Source organism: Microbulbifer maximicatervae (SeqCode) (assembly GCF_052467065.1).
Map to the genome: position 1 here is coordinate 2,062,580 of NZ_CP174299.1, position 20,371 is coordinate 2,082,950.

At 49.1% G+C, this 20,371-nt stretch carries 14 protein-coding genes; 11 read left to right on the forward strand and 3 right to left on the reverse strand.

Annotated features, from left to right (window positions below; genetic code table 11):
- Positions 1-83: 83 nt before the first annotated feature.
- From ACJJI1_RS09165 to ACJJI1_RS09175, 3 genes are all read left to right on the forward strand, one after another.
- Positions 84-1,406, forward strand: coding sequence for an adenylosuccinate synthase (locus ACJJI1_RS09165; protein ID WP_444959150.1), 1,323 nt, complete (start codon positions 84-86; stop codon positions 1,404-1,406).
- A 141-nt stretch (positions 1,407-1,547) separates the two neighbouring features.
- Positions 1,548-2,201 (forward strand): PAQR family membrane homeostasis protein TrhA, encoded by a 654-nt coding sequence (gene trhA, locus ACJJI1_RS09170; RefSeq protein ID WP_282930278.1) that lies wholly within the window; start codon positions 1,548-1,550, stop codon positions 2,199-2,201.
- 177 nt (positions 2,202-2,378) lie between these two features.
- Entirely contained in the window at positions 2,379-3,599 is a 1,221-nt protein-coding gene (locus ACJJI1_RS09175) for a lytic murein transglycosylase (protein WP_413664101.1), read from the forward strand.
- 7 nt (positions 3,600-3,606) lie between these two features.
- Here ACJJI1_RS09175 and ACJJI1_RS09180 read toward each other — a convergent pair whose 3' ends face one another.
- From ACJJI1_RS09180 to ACJJI1_RS09190, 3 genes are all read right to left on the reverse strand, one after another.
- Positions 3,607-4,629 (reverse strand): succinylglutamate desuccinylase/aspartoacylase family protein, encoded by a 1,023-nt coding sequence (locus tag ACJJI1_RS09180; protein WP_444959375.1) that lies wholly within the window; start codon positions 4,627-4,629, stop codon positions 3,607-3,609.
- A gap of 93 nt (positions 4,630-4,722) precedes the next feature.
- On the reverse strand, positions 4,723-7,806 hold the full coding sequence (locus ACJJI1_RS09185; RefSeq protein WP_444959151.1) for a DUF6531 domain-containing protein: 3,084 nt from the start codon (positions 7,804-7,806) through the stop codon (positions 4,723-4,725).
- Between the two features lie 23 nt (positions 7,807-7,829).
- Positions 7,830-8,693, reverse strand: a complete 864-nt coding sequence (locus tag ACJJI1_RS09190; RefSeq protein ID WP_444906614.1) for a Stp1/IreP family PP2C-type Ser/Thr phosphatase — start codon at positions 8,691-8,693, stop codon at positions 7,830-7,832.
- A 190-nt stretch (positions 8,694-8,883) separates the two neighbouring features.
- Between ACJJI1_RS09190 and ACJJI1_RS09195 the strand changes: the two genes are divergently transcribed.
- The 8 genes from ACJJI1_RS09195 to tagF all read left to right on the forward strand — a co-directional run bounded on the left by ACJJI1_RS09195 (position 8,884) and on the right by tagF (position 20,366).
- Positions 8,884-9,603 carry a transposase gene (locus ACJJI1_RS09195; RefSeq protein WP_413664104.1) on the forward strand — a complete coding sequence of 240 codons (720 nt, stop codon included), beginning with the start codon at positions 8,884-8,886 and terminating at the stop codon, positions 9,601-9,603.
- Between the two features lie 80 nt (positions 9,604-9,683).
- Complete coding sequence (locus ACJJI1_RS09200) at positions 9,684-11,180, forward strand: type VI secretion system contractile sheath domain-containing protein (protein ID WP_413664105.1); 1,497 nt, start codon at positions 9,684-9,686, stop codon at positions 11,178-11,180.
- An 86-nt stretch (positions 11,181-11,266) separates the two neighbouring features.
- On the forward strand, positions 11,267-13,162 hold the full coding sequence (gene tagH, locus ACJJI1_RS09205) for a type VI secretion system-associated FHA domain protein TagH (RefSeq protein WP_444959152.1): 1,896 nt from the start codon (positions 11,267-11,269) through the stop codon (positions 13,160-13,162).
- Positions 13,140-13,799: a type VI secretion system lipoprotein TssJ gene (tssJ, locus tag ACJJI1_RS09210; RefSeq protein ID WP_413664107.1), complete on the forward strand. Its 660-nt coding sequence runs from the start codon at positions 13,140-13,142 to the stop codon at positions 13,797-13,799. Before tagH ends, tssJ begins: the two co-directional genes overlap by 23 nt.
- 72 nt (positions 13,800-13,871) lie before the next feature.
- Positions 13,872-15,209: a type VI secretion system baseplate subunit TssK gene (gene tssK / locus ACJJI1_RS09215; RefSeq protein WP_413664108.1), complete on the forward strand. Its 1,338-nt coding sequence runs from the start codon at positions 13,872-13,874 to the stop codon at positions 15,207-15,209.
- A 1-nt stretch (position 15,210) separates the two neighbouring features.
- Positions 15,211-16,074 (forward strand): type IVB secretion system protein IcmH/DotU, encoded by an 864-nt coding sequence (gene icmH / locus ACJJI1_RS09220; RefSeq protein ID WP_413664109.1) that lies wholly within the window; start codon positions 15,211-15,213, stop codon positions 16,072-16,074.
- Positions 16,075-16,131: 57 nt separating this feature from the next.
- Positions 16,132-19,674, forward strand: a complete 3,543-nt coding sequence (gene tssM, locus ACJJI1_RS09225) for a type VI secretion system membrane subunit TssM (RefSeq protein WP_413664110.1) — start codon at positions 16,132-16,134, stop codon at positions 19,672-19,674.
- A gap of 14 nt (positions 19,675-19,688) precedes the next feature.
- Positions 19,689-20,366 carry a type VI secretion system-associated protein TagF gene (gene tagF / locus ACJJI1_RS09230; protein ID WP_444911956.1) on the forward strand — a complete coding sequence of 226 codons (678 nt, stop codon included), beginning with the start codon at positions 19,689-19,691 and terminating at the stop codon, positions 20,364-20,366.
- Positions 20,367-20,371: the final 5 nt, after the last annotated feature.

Here is a 20,371-nt window from a genome sequence, read left to right on the forward strand (position 1 = left end):
TCGCGCGGGCCTACCCGCAGACATCCATTTATGTGGGGCCCCGGCTCCCGCAGAGAAAAACCTGAGTTTAGAGATTTATACAGATGGGCAAGAACGTAGTAGTACTGGGTACCCAGTGGGGCGATGAGGGCAAGGGCAAGATTGTCGATTTGCTAACCGAGAAGGTCTCGCTGGTAGTGCGTTTCCAGGGTGGTCACAATGCGGGCCACACCCTGGTTATCGATGGCGAAAAAACCGTACTGCACCTGATTCCCTCCGGTATCCTGCGCCCCAGCGTAACCTGCTTGATCGGCAATGGTGTGGTGCTCTCCCCGGAGGCGCTGCTGAAAGAGATGGCTGAGCTGGAAGAGCGTGAAGTTCCTGTTCGCGAGCGCCTGCGTCTTTCCCCGGCGTGTCCGCTGATCTTGCCAGTACATGTTGCCCTCGATCAGGCCCGTGAAAAAGCACGCGGCGCCAAAGCGATCGGTACTACAGGTCGCGGTATTGGTCCCGCTTACGAAGATAAAGTTGCTCGTCGCGGTCTTCGCCTGGGTGATCTGTGCAACTGGGATAACTTCTGCCACCAGCTGAAAGAGCTGATTGATTACCACAACTTCGCTCTGACCGAATACTATAAAGTTGATCCGGTCAGTTATGAGGACACCGTTGAGCAGGCCAAAATCTGGCGCGAGCAACTGGTGCCGATGATCACCGACGTTGCCGATCACCTGCACAAAGCGCGCGAGAACGGAGAGCATATCCTGTTCGAAGGCGCCCAGGGTTCCCTGCTGGATATTGACCACGGTACCTACCCGTTCGTAACTTCCTCTAATACCACTGCTGGCGGTACCGCTACTGGTTCTGGTTTTGGTCCTCTGTACCTGGATTATGTATTGGGCATTACCAAGGCCTATACCACTCGCGTTGGCGGTGGTCCTTTCCCAACTGAGCTGGACTGCGAAGTTGGTCGTCACCTGGGTGAAAAGGGTCACGAGTTTGGCGCTACCACTGGCCGTCAGCGCCGCACCGGTTGGTTTGACGCTGTCGCTGTGCGCCATGCGATCCGAATCAACAGTATTTCTGGCCTGTGCCTGACCAAACTGGATGTTCTCGATGGCCTCAAAGAGGTAAAGGTTTGTGTGGGCTACCGCAACAGCGCTGGTGAAGAAGTACCAGTACCTTTTGATGCCGCAGGTTGGGAAGGTGTCGAGCCGGTTTATGAGTCTATGCCCGGTTGGACAGAGAATACTTTCGGTGTGCGTCGTGAAGCGGATTTGCCGGCCAATGCACGCGCCTATATCGCTCGAATCGAAGAGCTGGTGGGCGCTCCGGTAGACATTGTTTCTACAGGCCCCGATCGCAACGAAACCATTGTTCGCGAATCTTCCGCTTTGTGCGAAATGGGTATTCACAACGCTAGCGTTTAAGCCCTGACCGCCCGGTTGTGAATGTGCAGTCTGGTGATGGCCTTGCTATTTTAAGTGAGGCCTCTGATCATTAGACCTGTTCCAAGTTATTGGTCGTGCACTACACGCAGGCTTATGACCTGAATTTAACCGGGCTAATTTATGTCATCTTCCGTTTCCGTTGCCAGTCGTTACAGTTTTGCTGAAGAGATCGCCAATAGTGTGACACATGGTGTTGGAGCGCTTCTGGCGATTGCCGGTCTGGGTGTATTGACCGGATTTGCTGCCCTGCGCGGGGACGCCTGGCATATTGTCAGCTCCAGCGTCTATGCCTCCACCCTGATACTCTGTTTCCTAGCCTCCACGCTGTACCACGCAGTCAGCCATATCGGCGCCAAAGCGATACTGCGGACCCTGGACCACTCGTCAATCTTTCTATTGATTGCTGGAACCTATACTCCCTTCACCCTGGTTACCCTGAGGGGCCCTTGGGGTTGGTGGCTGTTCGGTATTATTTGGGGGCTCGCGCTGATCGGATTGATTATTCAGTTCACTCCGCTGAAGAAGATTCGAGCTCTGTCTATCACTCTCAGTGCCTTGATGGGATGGGTCGTGGTGGCTGCTATCAAGCCGCTGTCGGACAGTTTGGAAACTGGCGGTTTGTGGCTGTTAGTTCTCGGTGGTCTCTGCTACACCGGCGGAATCGCTTTTTACCTCTGGCGCAGCCTGCGCTTCCACCATGCAATTTGGCATCTCTTTGTGCTGGCGGGCGGTATATTGCACTTCTTTGCGGTGCTGTTTTACGTCATTCCCTAATCTTCCCGTTTTGCGGCAGAGCTCACCCTAAAGGTGAGCAGCACGAACTTCCCTCTCATGTGACTGTCCAGTTTAATAGCAGGTGGGAAGTTCAACGGTTACCGGCCAATCCACCTTTCGGATAAGAGTGGCTCGTTCTACCCTTGAGCGAGCAAAAGTTGTGTCGAAGGTAACTCCATGCCCAAATTGCAATGGTTTCAATATCTGTCTGCCATCCTCGCGATAAGCGCGGTTCTCCTGGTTTCCAGTACCCATGCACAAGAGAAGGCCGATCCGGCCTTCGAACAGTGGGTAAAGGAGTTCCGTAAAACCGCGATCAAGAGTGGAATCTCTGCGGAGGTTTACGACCAAGCCTTTAAAGGAATCACTTCTCCAGACCAATGGGTTCTGGATCGCGCAGCCTATCAGCCCGAATTCAAAGCACCGGTGTGGCAGTACTTTGATAATCGGGTGCAAAAGAGAGCGATTGAACGAGGCAAGCGGGAAAAAGAAAAAATGAAGCCCTGGTTGGACAAGATCCAGAAGCGCTTTGGGGTGGACCCCAATATCCTGCTTGCGATCTGGTCTGTGGAATCCAGTTTTGGCGGCATCCTCGGTAATGACAAGGTAATGCGCAGTGTCATTCGCTCACTGGCAACACTCGCCTACGCGGATCCCCAGCGTAAAAAGTTTGGCCGTCAGCAACTGCTGGCCGCGCTAAAAATATTACAGGCAGGAGATATCGAGGGTGAGCACTTGTTGGGCTCATGGGCTGGAGCTATGGGGCATACCCAATTTATTCCCACCAGTTATCAAGCCTATGCGGTGGATATCGATGGTGATGGTAAACGGGATATCTGGAACTCCATTCCGGATGCGCTCGCGACTGCCGCCAACCTGCTATCCAGTAACGGTTGGCAGCGAGGAAAACCCTGGGGTTATGAGGTCAATATTCCCGCTCGTAAAATGCCTGCGGGAAAGATGTCGGTAGCCGAATGGGAAAAGCTTGGTGTCAAACGGGCTAATGGTGAGCCCTTTCCCAGCAAGAAAGCCATTGCCGAATTAAAGTTACCAGACGGCCGCAATGGCCCGGCATTTTTAGTGTTCAAGAACTTCTTTGTCCTCAAGCGTTACAACAATTCAGATCGCTATGCGATAGCTATAGGCCTGCTGGCAGACCGGATTGGCGGCGGTGCGCCTTTGGTAAATGATTGGAAGCGTCCATTTACTCCACTGGATAGTGTTCAAGTGGAAGAGTTGCAGAAGTTGCTCAAACAGAAAGGGTTTTACACCGGAGAAATTGATGGCAAGGCAGGTCCGGGTACCCGCAAAGCGGTAAGTGAATTTGAAAAGAGTGCCGGCGTTGAAGTTCAGGGCTACCCGAGCAAGGAAGTTCTGGAGTTGTTGAAGAAACAATAGGGAGTCCCTAAAAGTTCTCATCTGGTAGGAGCGTATCCTGGAGTAGTTCCAGGTTCTCGACAACACCCTCGGGTTCACGGAAGTAGGCGATGTGGTACATCGCCTCGCCTTCCTGGACCAGAGGGATATTCTGTCGCCCAATAATGATTCCATCCTCATTGCAGATCAGCTGGTCCAGTTCCTGTCCGTATGGATCTGCAATGGTCGCCAGCAGGTCGCCCCGGTAGACCTGATCCCCGAGTGCCTTAAGATGATTAGCGATGCCGCTATCCCCCGCGCGAAGCCAACCGCTGCGTCGAGCAACAAATGGCTCTATCACATTTGTCTTTCGGGTTTGCGGCAACATCTCCAAGTGCTTCATCACATTGATCACACCTTTAACACCGGCGCGGATACTGAGTTCATCAAAGCGCAGGGCTTCACCAGCTTCATACAGTAATACTCTCACCCCGAGATCTGCGGCTGCTTGGCGCAGGGATCCGTCGCGAATAGAAGCGTTGAGTAGCACGGGAACACCAAAGGCCTTGGCGAGTTTTCGGGTTTTCTCATCGTCCAAGTTAGCGCGAATTTGGGGGAGGTTACTGCGATGTACGGCCCCTGTGTGTAAATCGATGCCATAGTCGCATTTGGTGACAATTTCCTTGAGAAAGACGTGAGCCATACGTGCGGCGAGAGAGCCCTTTGCCGACCCTGGGAATGAGCGGTTTAGGTCGCGCCTGTCAGGTAGGTAGCGAGTGTGTTGCAGTACCCCGTAAACATTAACCATTGGAACTGCAACCAGGGTTCCGCGCAATGACTTTAGGCGGCCGCTTTGGATAAGCCGGCTTATTATTTCAATGCCGTTGAGTTCGTCCCCGTGTATTGCGGCACAAACGAACATCTTGGGGCCATCTTTTTTACCGCGCTGCACATAAACTGGGATTGCCATTTCTGTGCTTGTGTACAGCCTTACAACAGGCAGGTCGATATGGCAGGACTCGCCCCTGGAGACATGGACTCCACCGATCTCAAAATCCGAGCGCTCTTCCATAACACTCACGGGCAAATAGATATACCCATAGTGTATAGGCAGATAAGAGTTGACCCGGGCAGCAATTGTTGACGTAGCTGCCCGAGTACTTCGCTACAGTTGCCCGATTGATTGGGCAGAAGTCGTCAGGTTATGTGAGCGGTCCCCATTTAGCCAGATGCCGAGGGCTGGGCTCCAGTAGCCGGAGGGGTGGTACCACAGCCCGGTCTCTACATCCGCGAGCAAGTTAGTTCCCCGCCAGGCACTTGGCCCTTGATTGTGGGGGTCTTTTCCTTTCTCTCCAGCCTCCCCACCTTGTGACCACTGAGCGGCACCTTGGGTATCAAAAATCGCGAGTGGCTTGCCATCGGGGTTGGAAAGGTAATGCTCAATATTGTCGGCAGTCCATTGGCAGAGAATGGCATTGGTTTGGGGTTGGTGAATCCAATGGCTTAAACCTCGGGACTTGCCGTCAATATTGTGAATTTCCCCCCAGATACCCAGGCTGCTCCAAATAGTGACAACGCGGCGCTGGCGGGTTGATTTTCGGTGGGTACATGTCTTGCTTAACCGCCGACCGAAGGGGTCGTAGCGGAAGTAGGTTTTAAATTCCCCGCACTCCGCGTGGCTCATCAGGCCCCAGCCGTCGTACTGGTATTGATAATCCTTGCGGCCTGGTATGTTGCTTTCACTAATAATATTGCCGCGCTTGTCACTTTCTGTTTGAGGTTGGGTCGGACTTTGCTGTGCCCGCAGCGGGTTGGTCATTTGCAGGGGAGGGGATTTCTCAAAGTGCCAGGAAAGTGCTTGACCGGACTCCATACCTACCAGGCGCCCAAATAAATATTTGTGATTACTGCGAACCTCCCCTTGAACCTGGAGGATATCTTGGCCTTTGGATTCGGTGCGAACAATGGCTTCACCATTGGCATCGATTCCATACAGGGCTCCACAAGGGGCGAATGTATAAGACAAGTCGAGATTGTCGGAGCTGGCACTCTTTAACCAGCCGCGTTTGTCATATTGATACTGAAGACTGAAATCCCGGATATCGGCACTGTCGTGATGCTCTGCGGTTACCCGACCGCGGCTGTCGTATTTAAAGCGCACTGAGGAAAGGGCATTATCTGCCTGTACCAGCCTGTTGTGTTGGTCGTAGTGGAACTCACTATTTTGGCCACTGTTATTGCGAATACCGGTTAATATACCGCTGTTGTTATAATTGAAGTACCAGCGAGAGTCATTATCACAATATTCATGCAGGCTGCCGTCTATATTGTAATGCCAACGCCAAGTTCGATCCTGTGGTGCCTTGTGGCTGACTAATTGCCCGTAGTGATCATATTCCCAGTAGTAATTCCCTACGGGGCTCTCCAGGCAGGTGAGTTCATCCCTAGGGCTGTAGATTAATTCCCAGTTGTTACCATCAGCGAAATTGATATGGCACGGGCGGCCCGCGTTGTCATAATCACAAAGAATACTCTGTCCACTGTCTCCGTGGATGGCATTGGGCAGGCCGCGTTCAGAGTAGTCCAGACCGTACTGGTGAATACCCAGGTGGGCTTCACGCAATTCACCCGCATTGCCATAACTCCACTCACGCCATACTTCGCCATTCATCTTAAGCGAAGTGATTCGTTGCCAGTGGTCGTACTCAAAGCTCAGGACTTTATCGTCTCTACGAACGGACTGCAGCTGGCCTTGCCCATCCCAGCTGAAGTCCACTTTGCCTCCCTCTGGGTCCTGAATCTGTGTGATCTGCCCCCTATCTGTGTAGAGAAACAGCCAAACATGTTTTGCCGGGTCGACAATACGTTCTGGGCGTCCCTTCTCGTTAAACTTGTATTGCCATAGGGTCTCTCCATTGATAACTGCCGCTTGTAAATAGCCGCGATCGTCATAGAGATATCGATTACTAATATTGTGAGAGGTGGATCGGACAAGCCGGCCGAATTCATCGTGACGGAAGAAAAGCCTATGGCCGTTGGCCTGAATTTCTTCACTGAGATTACCGTAGGAATCAAAAAGCCAGCTAAGGCTACGAGATTGCTGCTGTTCAGAAATTCTCTGGCCGAACTTGTTAAAGCGTATATAAATGGGACCGGACAGCTCTGACTCGATCGTGCAGGTATTATGACTTGCGTGCCAGTTAAGACTGGTGATTAATTCATTGGACTGTATTAGCTGGCACCGGTCGTGTGTATCGTAGGTAAATTGATGAATTCCAGATTGGCTATTATTTAACTGTACCAACTGTGTATTGTTATATTGGTATCTTTCTCTTTTAAGGCCGCTACAACTTTCGAGTAGTTGACCATCTTGATAATTGTAGTTGCAGAGGTCGCTTTGACCTTCGGCAGCGTGGCTATTTATTAAATTATGGATATGACCGTTCTGGCAGTTAAATTCAACAACACGACCCCAGGAGCTGACCATTTTCTTAGGCAGGCCCTCCTGATAGTCGATTGTTATGGCGTTACCAAATTGATCCCTGATTTCTACAAGTGGTAGAGCGCTATTTACACCATCAGCGCGAAATATTTTGTGATGCTGATTGAATGTCGTCAATCGATAACTGTGCAGGCTTTGCCTGAATAACATCAACCGCTCAAAGCGGTTATAGCACCCGTGACCAATGGCGGGTAATTTGAATTTTACAGACCTCCCTTCGGCAGTAACCAGCTTTACAACGTTATCGTGTACAACAAGCTTTTCACTGAGAGAGTGCCGCCAGCCAACACCAATGCCAGTATCCTCATTGAGAGAGGAGCGAAAATATCGTTTCCATTCAAACGGTAGCGGTCCAGGAATAAGTACGTCTGTTCGCTCGAAAGCGACTTCCCCTGTTGCGGTAACGACGTGCCCGTTAATTCGATGGCAACGATCTAAAGCTGGTACCACCTCGTTCTCGGGGTTAATACCAGGGGTATTGGTGAATTGCGTGGGGTTGTCTTCAGCTTCATACAGGAGGGGTAATATTGGTGCTGAATCGATACTAAAGCGATTAGACGTGATACTTGGCAGCTTTGGCCAAAAGCCCTCACTCACTGGAGTGGATGATATGTTTTTTAAAGTATGTTCGACCTGAGAGAGCCAGCGTACAGCCGATGCAGGGCTCTCATGAGAAAGAGTAATTGTCGGAGGGGTAAGCGTATTGAGTAAGTTAGGTATTAGCTGGGTTAGACGTTCCGGTGTCATATTACAGTATCCGGTAAATCAAATTAGCGGTGTAACTTTCTAATTGTTACGTCAGGAGAACTGGGACGTTCGGTAACACTTTGTTCGTGGGGGAGTATTTGACGCAATGATTGTGAAGAATATTCCAATATTCCTGCAGTAATATTGTCGCGCCCACCTAGGCGATTAGCATCGTCAATAAAACGATATACACACTCTAATGCCGGACGATGAGTGGCCAGCACGCGCTCTATCGCATGATCATCAAGATATTCAGTGAGCCCGTCGCTACATAACAAAAGGAGTGCGTTTTGCGTGAGTTTCCAGCTATTTATATCCGCCTCTACACTGCTGGAAACCCCCAAGGCACGGGTAATATGGTTGCGGACATTGGACTCTTTGGCTTGCTCGGGGGTTAATTGACCTGAATCAATCATCTCCTGTACAACGCTGTGATCTCGTGTAAGGCGCTGCAATCCATAATTGTTCCACAGGTATGCGCGAGAATCGCCAATATGTGCAACGATTAAAAAGTCGCGCCACATGACCGCGGCAACCAAAGTTGTTCCCATATTGGAAAACTGGGGGTTCAGGTTTTTGGTATTGATTAGAGCTGTATTTGCGCTGTTGACTGCGTCGATAAGGGTGGCGCGCAATATAAGCTGTTGCTGTTCAGACGTGCAGGAGAAAAAAGTGTGTTTCAGCAGGTCATCGAGATGGGCTTGAACCGTCTCAGCTGCAATTTTACTGGCGGTGGCGCCACCGGTGTAACCGCCCATCCCGTCGGCTACCACAATATAGGCAAAAGGCTGCTCCGCCGACGCGTACCAGCGAATGCTATCTTCGTTTTCCTCACGAACCTGACCAATGTCAGTGCGCCCGTTGACCGCCAGACTAATTTGATCCATGTCTGGTGCAACTCCCCTTTAATAAAAAGCAATACAATGCGGCGTAATATTATTACAACCGATCACCGAGGCTAATGTTAACTTGCTCGCATACCAAGTTTGAAATACTTTTCACTGATTTGCGATAATAAGAGCCTTACCTCTCTACAGAAAAGGCTTTAAGCCAGCTAAAAAAGGACCCATAGGCAAAATGCCCCGTTTGCCCAGGCTCAATTTGATAAATGTTCCCCAGCATATTGTGCAGGTAGGCCACAACAATCTGCCCTGCTTCTTTGACGAGGAAGATTATCAATATTATTTGATTAGTTTGCGTAACGCGTCAGACCAATATGGCGTTGATGTTCACGCATATGTTTTATTGCCCAATATGATCCAGATCATAGCTACGCCCACGATACCGGATGGGATATCATCTATGATGCAATCCCTTGGGCGTCGCTATGTGCAGTTTGTCAATCACCGTTACAAGCGCTCCGGAACACTATGGCGAGGACGCTATAAGTCCAGCTTGATTGATTCTGATGCGTATTTGTTGACCTGTTACAGATACGTAGAGTTGCGCCCACTGTATTTGGGATTGTCAGACTCCCTTGAGGATTACGAGTGGTCAAGTTTTAACCATCACGCAAACATTAAGAAAGATAATTTGATCAAGGATCACCGCTTGTATCTATCTCTTGGGGATACAGTGGTGGAGAGAGCGCAATCTTACAGGAAGTTATTTCAGTATAGCTTTGATCGAAAGTTGCTCGACTATATCGCTGAAACGATTAAGTTAGGTCATGTGCTCGGCGGGGATGCGTTTAAAGAGAAAATTGAGCAGATTGTTAACCAAAGAGTACGACCGCTTAAGCGTGGTCGCCCTAAAAAAGCAAATAAAGTCGAAAAAGAACCAAAAGAAACTGCCTAGCTAAAACCTAATGTCGGGTTGAGGGCGTTAAAAGGCCATAAGAAGTAGGGTAATTAAGCCCTGTCAGCAGGTGACAAATTGTGAGTAGGCCCAGCATTTCAACGGGATTTCAGATCCTTGGCGATAACAATAAGGAAAAACCAGTTATGGATTTTGGCACTGATAGATTGAAAGTTGCGATCCTGGGTGATTTCAGCGGGAGAGCGAGTCGCCGCCAGTGTGAACCCGAAACGATTTCCAGTCGAAGGGTATACCTGTTGAACCGCGATACCTTTGAGGGCGTTTTTGCTGATCTAGGCGTGAGTTTGCAGTTGCCCGTACTGGATCGCCCTCTGGGATTACCATGCTTTGATGATTTGCACCCAGATTACCTTTATAGCCGTTTGCCATTGTTTAAGAAGTTTATTGAGCTGGAGCGCAGGCTGCTCGATCCGCGTCAGTTCCAGCAGGCTGCTGAGGAAATTCAACAGTGGAAACCAGAGTTAGCCACTCAGCAGGGCTTGGGTCAGCGCGATAGCGAGCAGTCGATATTGGATGAAATCCTGGCTGCCGGTCGAGAGCGTAATGCAAAGGAAGGTCAAAATACTTTCCAGGTTGACCAGCTAATCAAAGATATTGTCGCTCCTTACGTGCAGAAAAGTGAGGACCCTCGCCAGGGTGAATATCTAAATGCCCTGGCTGAAGCTACGTCTGATGCGATGCGTAAACTGATGCATCACAGTGATTTTCGTCAGTTAGAGGCTAGTTGGCTGAGTCTGCAACTTTTGCTGAGACGTGTCGAAGAGCACGGGAACCTGGATTTTTACTTAATAGACGTTAGTAAAGAAGAGCTTCTAGCTGATTTTGCTGAAGCCGAAAGCGACTTGGAAAAGTCGCAGACATTTAAGTTACTGGTTGAGCGTGAAACAGCTTCTGGAAATATCCCCTATAACTTAGTCATAGGGGATTACTTTGTTACTGATGAGGAGCGAGACCTTCACCTGCTGATAGATTTATCCACGATTGCAGAAGCTGCGGGAAGTGCACTTTTATTGGGTGGGGATCCAAAATTAGCAGGCTGTCCAAACTTGTCAGGTTCAGTAGATCCTGATGATTGGTACTATCCGTTGAGCGATCAGTTTGCGGAAAGTTGGCAGGCGGTCCGTGAATACTCTGCTAGTGAGCATGTTGCGTTGGCAGCTCCCAGATTTATGCTCAGACTCCCCTTTGGGAAAAATACTTCTACAACAGAGTATTTTAATTTTGAAGAATTAACCCCAGAGCAGGGTCATGAATATTATCTTTGGGGGAATAGTGTTTATTTGTTGGGGTTAGCGGTTTGCCAAGGCTTTTCTCAAACTGGCAAATTACAGCCCCCTTCGTCTGCAAGTTATGAAGACTTACCCCTTCATTTACGCAAGTTACCCAATGGCGAATTATTGACGCCCTGTGCAGAAGCGCTCCTGACAGATAGGGCGGCTGCAAAATTTATGCAGGCTGGTATTAGCACTATGCGTTCGGTGCAAGGGCGGGATCAAGTCATTCTTCCGAGCTTTAGTTCTTTGAGTGGCGGTACACTCAAAGGCCCTTGGGCGTAAGTGTAGGGGTTGGATCTTTACAGGAATATGCGGGCAAAAATCTACCTGAAGACTATGAATAAACCACTATTGTGAGTCAGGAATAAATGGATCTAATTCTATCAGTATTGGCCGACCCTTCTGGCGCCAATATGCTTAAACATACAAAACTGTTCACGAAAGCTGGTGGCAGTTTGGGTCGCTCTGCCGATAATTATTGGGTTTTACCCGATCCAGATCGAGTGGTTTCCTCAAAACACGCACAGATTTCCTTTACCGATAATCAGTTTTTTCTGGTAGATACTAGTACTAATGGAACCTATTACAATGATTCAGAAAATCCGTTAGGAAAGGGAAATCAAGTCCCATTAAAAGAGGGCGACATGATCGTTCTCGGGGAATATAAATTGAAAGTTTCACTGCGACAGCCTAAGGAAGAGGGAGATCTTCCCAAAGGTCTGGGAAGTGCAGATTTTCTCGATACCTCGGATCGAACAACATTCAGCGCGGATGCCATGGCAAAAATGCAAAGCCAGGCAGAAGCGAAAGAATTGGATAGTTGGCTTGAGCCGGGTTCCAGCCCGCAGTCAGATGTGGCTCAAACTGGGGAGTGGGGCTCGATTGGGCTGGGTAATCAGGCTAATACCCCAACTAGCGATAGTCTTCTCACCTCGGAATCGGGCCCTCTGGACCCACTTGCTGCCTTTGGCCAATCTGACCCGTCTGGTCTTGTTGGTGGTGCTCCTGAGATGTCACCCGTCGGTGGCTTAGTGGGTTCTACGGGTCAGCAGCAATCCAGTAATCAATGGTCTGATGATGAGTGGTGGAAAGATGGTAGTGACGATGATCATGTGCCAGCTGACCAGCACTCAATGCAAATAAATCCCCAGCCGGTACCGGAACCTGTCGTTGAGACGGTTGCGGTGCCTGAATCTCAAGTGGTATCTCCGCAGCCGCAAGTTCCTATGGGTGGTTTCCAGGGGATTTCACAGCAACCTGTCGCAACTCCGATACCACAACCTCAGGCTATGCAGCCACAGCCACAGCCACAGCCACAGCCACAGCCACAGCCACAGCCACAGCCACAGCCACAGCCACAGCCACAGCTACAGCCACAGGCAATGCAATCTCAGCCGTTAGGGCAGCCCCAAGGGTTTAATCAGCAGCCAATTTCTCCGCCTGCTCAAGATAACCCCTTTGCAGACTCTTTCGCTGCTATGCAGGGGCAACAAGTTGATGGTGCTCCAGGGTTTGGTTCCGGGCAATCGTCCTCGCAACCGCAACCGCAACCGCAACCGCAACCGCAACCGCAACCGCAACCGCAACCGCAACTACAGCCAAAACCAAATCCACAACTGGATTTGGCTGCCCAAGCTCAGCAGTTTTCGCATTTACAGCAATCCCCAGTAACTCAGCCCACAGGTTCTTCAGGGGGGAGCGTTTTTGCATCTACTCTCGGCCTGAATATGAACACGGTCCAGTTGCAACAGGCGGACCAGCAAGCAGCTGAAATTGTCCGGGAAACAGTAGCTCGTCTTATTGACCTTTTGCGCGCAAGAAACAGCATAAAGAATGAGCTGCGTGTGCAGCGAACCATGATTCAAACGGAAGCTAATAATCCGCTGAAATTTAGTGCTACGGAACGGGATGCATTGGAAGCCATGTTTGCGGGTACCGGTGCTTTTATGAATCCCGCTGAGGCAGTGAAGGATAGTTTTGATGATTTGTCGGATCATCAAGTTGCGGTTTTGGCTGGAATGAGAGCAGGTTACAACGCCATGCTCAAATTCTTTAGCCCGGAAAATATTGAGCGCAGACTGGGGAATACTTCCGGCGTTTTTGGAAACAAAAATGCAAAAAAATGGGAAGGATTTACTGCAATTTACAGGGAGCTAGTTGGTGATCCGGATAATTGCTATCGCAAGTTGTTTGGTGATGAATTTGCAGTTACTTATGAAAATCAATTATCAGAGTTAAAAAATGCGCGAAGCATTAAAAATTAATAAGTTGACGGAAAAGAGGGAATTGCTTGTGTCGATAAAAAAATTATTTCAGGTCAGTTTAATCGCTGTTTTGGCAGTTGCAGTTGTTGGTTGCCAAACAACGAGGCGGACTCTAAATCTGGATACCAGTCTCGAGTTGGTTGTAGAGACACAGAATGACGTGAACCCAGATGATGATGGCCGAGCTTCTCCCGTTGTTATACGAGTGTTTATGCTCGCGGACGAGCGCCAGTTTGCCCGTGAAGATTTTCTTAACCTTTACGAGAATGCTCAATCCCGCCTCGGCAAGGATTTGATTGATACTGTAATCCTTAAAGAGTTTGCTCCAGGGGAACAGCGTATAGAAGAACTGGCTTTAACGCCGGACGTAAAATATATCGGGCTTCTAGCTGAGTTTGTACAGTATCAGGATGCAGAGGCACTAATGGTGCTGCCAATTACAGACCACAAAAAAAATGAATATGAAGTATCGCTGGCTGATGTACGAATTGGTTCACCAGATGATATTGCCAAGCGTCGTCGAGCAAAATTGACTACTCGTGGCAGTGAAGATGATAGTGGGGAAACAGTAACAATCTCCAAAGAAGATTATGAAAGAATGAAAAAAACGCTCCCTGATATGCAGCGGTCTCAATAGGGCAGAAATTATTGCCCGGGCAATAAAAATTGCTGCCCTGGAAATATTACGAGAGCTTTTTAAGGAACATTTATGTCGGCAAACAATAAAGTGATCTGGAGCGAGGGCATGTTTTTACGCCCTCAGCATTTTCAACAGCAGGATCGCTATCTCGAACAGCTTGTCGAAGCGCGCACAGCTCCGCTCGGGCCTTATACCTGGGGGATTGTAGAGCTGGCGATCGATAGTGAGCCATTATCGATGGGAAAAATTTCTCTATCGAGAGTGAAAGCTGTTTTTCCCGATGGTACCCCGATACTTGCCCCTGAAAATGAGCATTTGCCGGATGTTCTGGATGTTCCGGTTAATACTCGTGATGAAATAGTCTACTTATGTGTGCCGATGAAGCGCCCAGGTAGCCAGGAGTCGATTCGAGATCAAGAGGACTTCCCGCAGGCACGTTATCAGGCTTCGAACTTTGATGCCCGTAATAGTGCGGCGTCTTCTGGTGAGTCCGCGCGTATCCAAGTCGGAAAGTTAAGAGCTTGTCTCAAATTAGGTAGTGATGATCTGAGTGGCTATGCTGCGGTTGGAGTTGCCCGAATTAAAGAGCGCCAACCAGAAAAGCCGGTAGAGCTTGATTCCGACTATATCCCACCGCTGTTAAATGCGGAGACTTCTGCGGTTATCAATGCATATATTGAAGAAGTAAAAGGATTGCTCGACCATCGAGGCTCGGCTCTGGGTCATCGTTTGAGCGACAGCGGAAGAAGCGGATCTGCAGAAATTGCTGATTATTTGTTACTGCAGGTTATTAACCGCTTTGAACCCTTATTAAAGCAGATCACGGCTCAGCCCCGATTACATCCGCACAACTTATTTCTTGAATTATTGCAGTTGGCAGGCGAACTTTCGACGTTTACTGCTCAGTCTAAGCGCCCTCCAGAAATTCCGGTGTATGCACATGAGGATCTGCAAGTAAGCTTTGCTGGGCTGTTTTCAGCACTTAGGCAGTCGCTCTCCACAGTACTGGAGCAAACAGCGATTGCAATGGAATTGGTGCAGCGCAAATTCGGGATATATGTTGCTCCGGTTACCGATCCTTCATTATTAAAATCAGCCAGTTTTATTATGGCCGCAAAAGCGGATATGCCTGGCGATCTATTGCGCAGCCGCTTCCCCACGCAGGCAAAGGTTGCCCCAGTTGAGGCGATTAGAGAACTTATCTCTGCGCAGTTGCCTGGCTTGACTCTGCGCCCACTTCCCGTGGCTCCTCGACAAATCCCCTATCACGCAGGGTTCACTTACTTTGAGGTGGAGCGCAGTGGAGAGTTATGGCAGGCCATGACTCGCTCGGGTGGTTTTGCAGTGCATCTGGGCGCAGAGTTCCCTGGATTAACTATGGAACTCTGGGCCATAAGGAATAATTAATATGAGTAATGACAGCTTTACTCCTCCACGGGCCCCTAATGCTGGGGATAGAACGGTTTTGATACCGACACCCGGTGCCGCAGCAGCACCGGCAGCAGCTCAGGCTCAGCCACAATTCTTTGCCAGCCAAGATGCCCCGGTCGAGGCTCAGGTCCGCAACAGTCTTAATCCATTGGTGTCTGCGGCTTCGAAATTGTTAGGCGTAATTATCAAATTGCGCACAACGATGAATCACGCCAACGTACCTGATCTGCACAAGCGACTTACTACGGAAATCCAAAGCTTCGAGCGTGAGGCAAAGCAACTGGCTTTAACACCTGAATCAGTGCTAACAGCCCGTTACTTACTATGTACCGTCGTGGACGAGGTTGTTTTGACCACGCCTTGGGGTACAGCTAGCGGTTGGAGCCAGCACTCTCTACTTAGCCTATTTCACAAAGAGACTTTTGGAGGGGAGAAGTGTTTTGTCATTTTGCAGCGCATGCTGGAAACTCCCGCAAGTCATTTGGAACTCCTTGAGCTTTTTTACCTGTGTTTGAGCTTGGGCTTTCAGGGTAAGTATCGGCTCGTACAGCGTGGACACGAACAAATAGAACAGATTCGTGATGAGCTCTACAGAACAATTGAACAGCACAAGCAGCCAATGGACCGAGATCTTTCGCCGCGTTGGCAAGGATGCGTAGAGCGAAAATCCCGGCTGATTCACTATATACCCCTCTGGGTGATTATGAGTGTTGTCCTGGGATTGTTACTTGCAACTTATAGTGGTTATCGCTGGTGGCTCTATGAAACGACGACACCGGTCGCGGACCAGATTTTAGATTTGTCCAAAAGTGATGATGAGTCTCCGCAAGGAGAAGGGTAACACTCGGGCTGATATTGATCCTGGGTATGGTCGATACCCTGGAAGACGGAGCAATTCATGAAACGCTTGCGTAACTTTTTTACCAATAAGTGGGTGTTGGGGCTCATAGGGCTCTCAGCTCTTTCCCTCCTCATTTGGTTTGCGGCTGATTACATTAAGTTTGGTAGTGATAATGCCACGCTTTCTCACTCTGTCCGGCTAACTATTATTGTTTTTATTTTTGCTATTTGGCTTGTGTGGAATATTAGCCAATGGTTGGTAGAGAGACGCCAAAACCAGGCTTTAATAAAAGGCATTGAGGAATCACAAGAAGCCGATTCTACAGATCCAGACGAAGAACGCTCGCTGGAAGAGTTGAATGCTCTTTCTGGTCGCTTCCGTGAAGCGATGGGTGTATTACGTAGTGCTCGGTTTAAATCTGACAAGGGACAAGTTTCCCTTTATCAGCTTCCATGGTACATCATTATTGGGCCTCCCGGTTGTGGTAAAACAACAGCCCTGGTGAACTCCGGGTTGGAATTTCCTCTGGCGCAGAGTCATGGGAAGGAAGCCCTGGGTGGGGTAGGGGGCACCCGTAACTGTGATTGGTGGTTTACCAATGATGCAGTTTTAATTGATACCGCAGGGCGTTATACGACTCAGGACAGTCACCGGGTTTACGATAATAGCGCTTGGAAAGCTTTTCTGAGCTTATTGAAAAGATACCGCCGCCGCCGCCCGATCAATGGTGCTCTGGTTGCAATTAGCTTGCAAGATTTAATGGTGCAAACGGAAGAGCAGCGCCAACACCAGGCAAAAATTATCCGCCAGCGTGTAAATGAACTGCAACAAGAGTTGGGTATTCGCTTCCCGATTTATCTCACTTTCACAAAATGTGACTTAGTTGCAGGTTTTACAGAGTTTTTCGACAACCTCTCTCAAGCTGAGCGTGAGCAAGTTTGGGGAATGAGTTTTCCCCGTGAAGCTAATGCCACTGTAGGGGCCCCTCTCGATAATTTCAAAGCAGAATTTGAGCAGCTGATAGAGCGTTTGAACCAACGCGTATTGTGGCGTGTTCATCAGGAGAGGAATGTAGAGAAGCGGGCGTTGTTGCAAGGTTTTCCTGCCCGAATGGAAAGCCTTACAGATATTTTGACAGATTTTGTAAAGCAGACTTTCGGTCCAAATCGTTACGAAACCGTCCCTATGGTCAGAGGGGTCTACTTTACTAGTGGCACTCAGGAGGGCAGTCCTGTTGACCGTATGATGTCCTCCGTAACCGCTGATTTTGGACTAGAGCGTAGCGTCGGGCCAAAATTCCAGGGTGTTGGTAAGAGCTTTTTCTTGCATCGACTATTGAAGGATGTCGTTTTCCCCGAGGCTGAATTAGTAGGCGTTAATCGCCGGATTGAGTCAGCTAACCTTTGGTTACGCCGGGGAGTTTTTGCTACTTTGGCGGGAGGCTTTGTCGGAGCTATTTTCTTATGGAGTGGCAGTCTCGCACAGAATAAATTATCCATGGGAGAGGTTAGCGATAATCTCAGCGCGTACCAAGGTGCAGAGAGTGAGCTGAAAGGTAAAAATATTACGCCCATCAGTGCCTTAAATTTGTTAGAGCCTTTGAAGCGGGCTAGTGCGGTCTACGATCGTGAGGAACATCCGTGGATTGGCAATTTGGGGCTTTATGACACCAGAATTGATACCGCGGCAAATGATCTCTATCGCCATAAATTAGAAACTATTTATCTTCCCGCTTTACTTCGTGATATAGAGAGTGACTTAAGTCGTCTCGGAAGTAATGATCCCGCTTTGGTAAGTACTCTCAAAACCTATTTGATGTTTTTTAATCCAGATAAAATGGATTTGAAAACCATAGAGGCTTATTACACTGCTCGCTGGGAGCGTCAGTTACCCGGTGAAGCCGGGAGGCAGGAAGAGCTGCGCTACCACCTGGATCAACTATTTATTCAGCCTCTCCCCAATTCAATTGAAGAGAATGAGAGGGTGGTAGCTCGCGCGCGACAGCAACTGCGTCGTATCCCTGTACCTCAGCGGTTATTTGCTCAACTACAAAATAGTGACTTCGGATTGACCCCTGTAGATCTCTACCAGGAAATTGGTGGAGACACTCAGCAAATTTTTGGTATGGGGGCCAATAATCCAAACTTCACGATTCCCTTCCTCTATACAAAGGCGGGCTATAAAGAACTGGACTTTGGAGCGGACTCTCAGCTGATGACAAATATGGCTGAAGAACGCTGGATATATGGAGGAGATCTGAGTGGTGAGGACTTTACCGAAGCCGACCGTGAAAAGCTTGGTGAGGAAGTAAAACGAATCTATCTTGGGGAGTACTTACAGCGTTGGCAGGGCTTCCTTGGCGGGTTCAAAATACAGAGGTTTGGTAGCACTTCACAGGCATTGGATGTGTTGTCAAAGTTGTCTGATCCTATTTACTCACCCCTGCTTGCGATTACCGAGATAACTTCAGATAACACTCGTCTGACCCTTCGCCCTGAGGTTCCAGTCGATGCTTCTGGGGTACCGCTACCTGTATCCAGTACTACTCGAAAGTTGGGACAAGCCGCACTGGGTAGTGCAACCAGTGCCTTGCAGGATCATTACAAGCCAAACATTGTTGATGTTAGGTTTGAGGAGGTCCAGCGAATCACTCAGAGTGAGAAGGGGCGGCCAGCGCGTATCCAAGAATACCTGGATACTATTAATAAAATTCAGGAATACCTCACTGAGATCGACAGCGCTCCCGATTCGAATCAAGCGGCTTTTGGACGTGCCAAAGCGCGTTTTGCCGGCGGTAGCGATGCGATTAAACAGTTAAGGGTTAAGGCTGCTAATGCACCAGCACCTTTTGACCAGTGGCTGACAGATATTGCTGACAGCGCTTGGGGACTGGTAATGGCCAAGACTAAGGCGCATATAAACCGTGTCTGGCGTGAAGAGGTGTATCAAAGCTATAGCAATAGCCTGGCAAACCGGTACCCACTGCGCAGCGACCGTGACCAGGAAGTGCCGGTGATGGAGTTTAACCAGTACTTCAAACCAGGTGGTATTGAGGAGAAATTTGTCAATCAGTATCTGAAACCATTTGTGGATACCAGAAACTGGAAAATCAAATACGTTGAAGGGCAGGGTATTAGCCTTTCAAGGGAAGCCCTTTCCCAGTTGCGTCGAGCTGAACGTATTCGAAAAACTTTCTTCAGTGCCGGCGAAGGAGCTTCTTACTCTTTCCGTATTGAGCCAACGAAACTGGATTCCAGTGTTCGTTTGTTTGAACTTGAACTTGGAGAGCAGCGAGTTCCTTACTCCCATGGCCCTAAAACCACTAAAAAGCTGACTTGGCGTGGTGGTGAAAGTAATCGGGTTCGCATTATCTTTGAAGATCTGAATGAGACTGTTCATCGCAAGCATTTTGAAGGGGACTGGGCATGGTACAGACTGTTAGCGAGCTCAGATTTGGAAGCCGGGCGAAGTAATGCAGAACACTTTGTCACTTTCTCTGAGGAAGGGCGAAAGGCTCAATTTAAATTGATTGCATCTAATGTAAACAATCCATTCGACCGCAGTTTACTCCGCGGATATCGATGCCCTGAGACCCTGTAGACGGAGTAGATGATTTGCAAAATACAGTTGGTATTTTTGGTAAGTTGCCGGGTCACGGGGACTTTGTTCAGCGACAGCTGCCGGGTAGTTTTGTCACTGTATGGGATGGCTGGTTACAACGAGCGGTATTCGGTTCTCGCGAACTCGTAGGTCAAGAGTGGTTGGACTACTACTTGACCAGTCCTGTTTGGAGGTTTGTCCACAGTAAAGGCATCATTGATGCCAATGCGTGGGCCGGAATTTTAGTACCTAGTGTGGATAGTGTTGGGCGCTATTTTCCGTTGACATTTGCTGCTCCGCTATCCCCGGTAGTGGATGCATTTGCTTTTATGTCTGATGCTAAGAGCTGGTTCCAGAGCTTGTCTGAATTAGCAATTACATCGCTACAAAATATGCTACATGCAGACCAGTTATGTGAGGCATTTAGTGCTCCCCCTGACAGGGCGGGCATTATCTCTCTGCCTCCAGCACAGGGAGACTTTGTCGTCTCCACAGGCCAATCGAATAGTCTGGAAAGAGGTTTTGCAGGTCTATTAGGGCAGATGAGCAAAAGTAGCTACTCCGCATATAGTCTGTGGTGGAGTGAGGGGTCTCAACACTTGGCCCCGACAACCTTGCTGTGCCCATCATTGCCAAGCCCTGAGCTCTATAGCTCAATGCTTGGTGTGCAGTTACAGAAGAATATAAGTTAGGATTG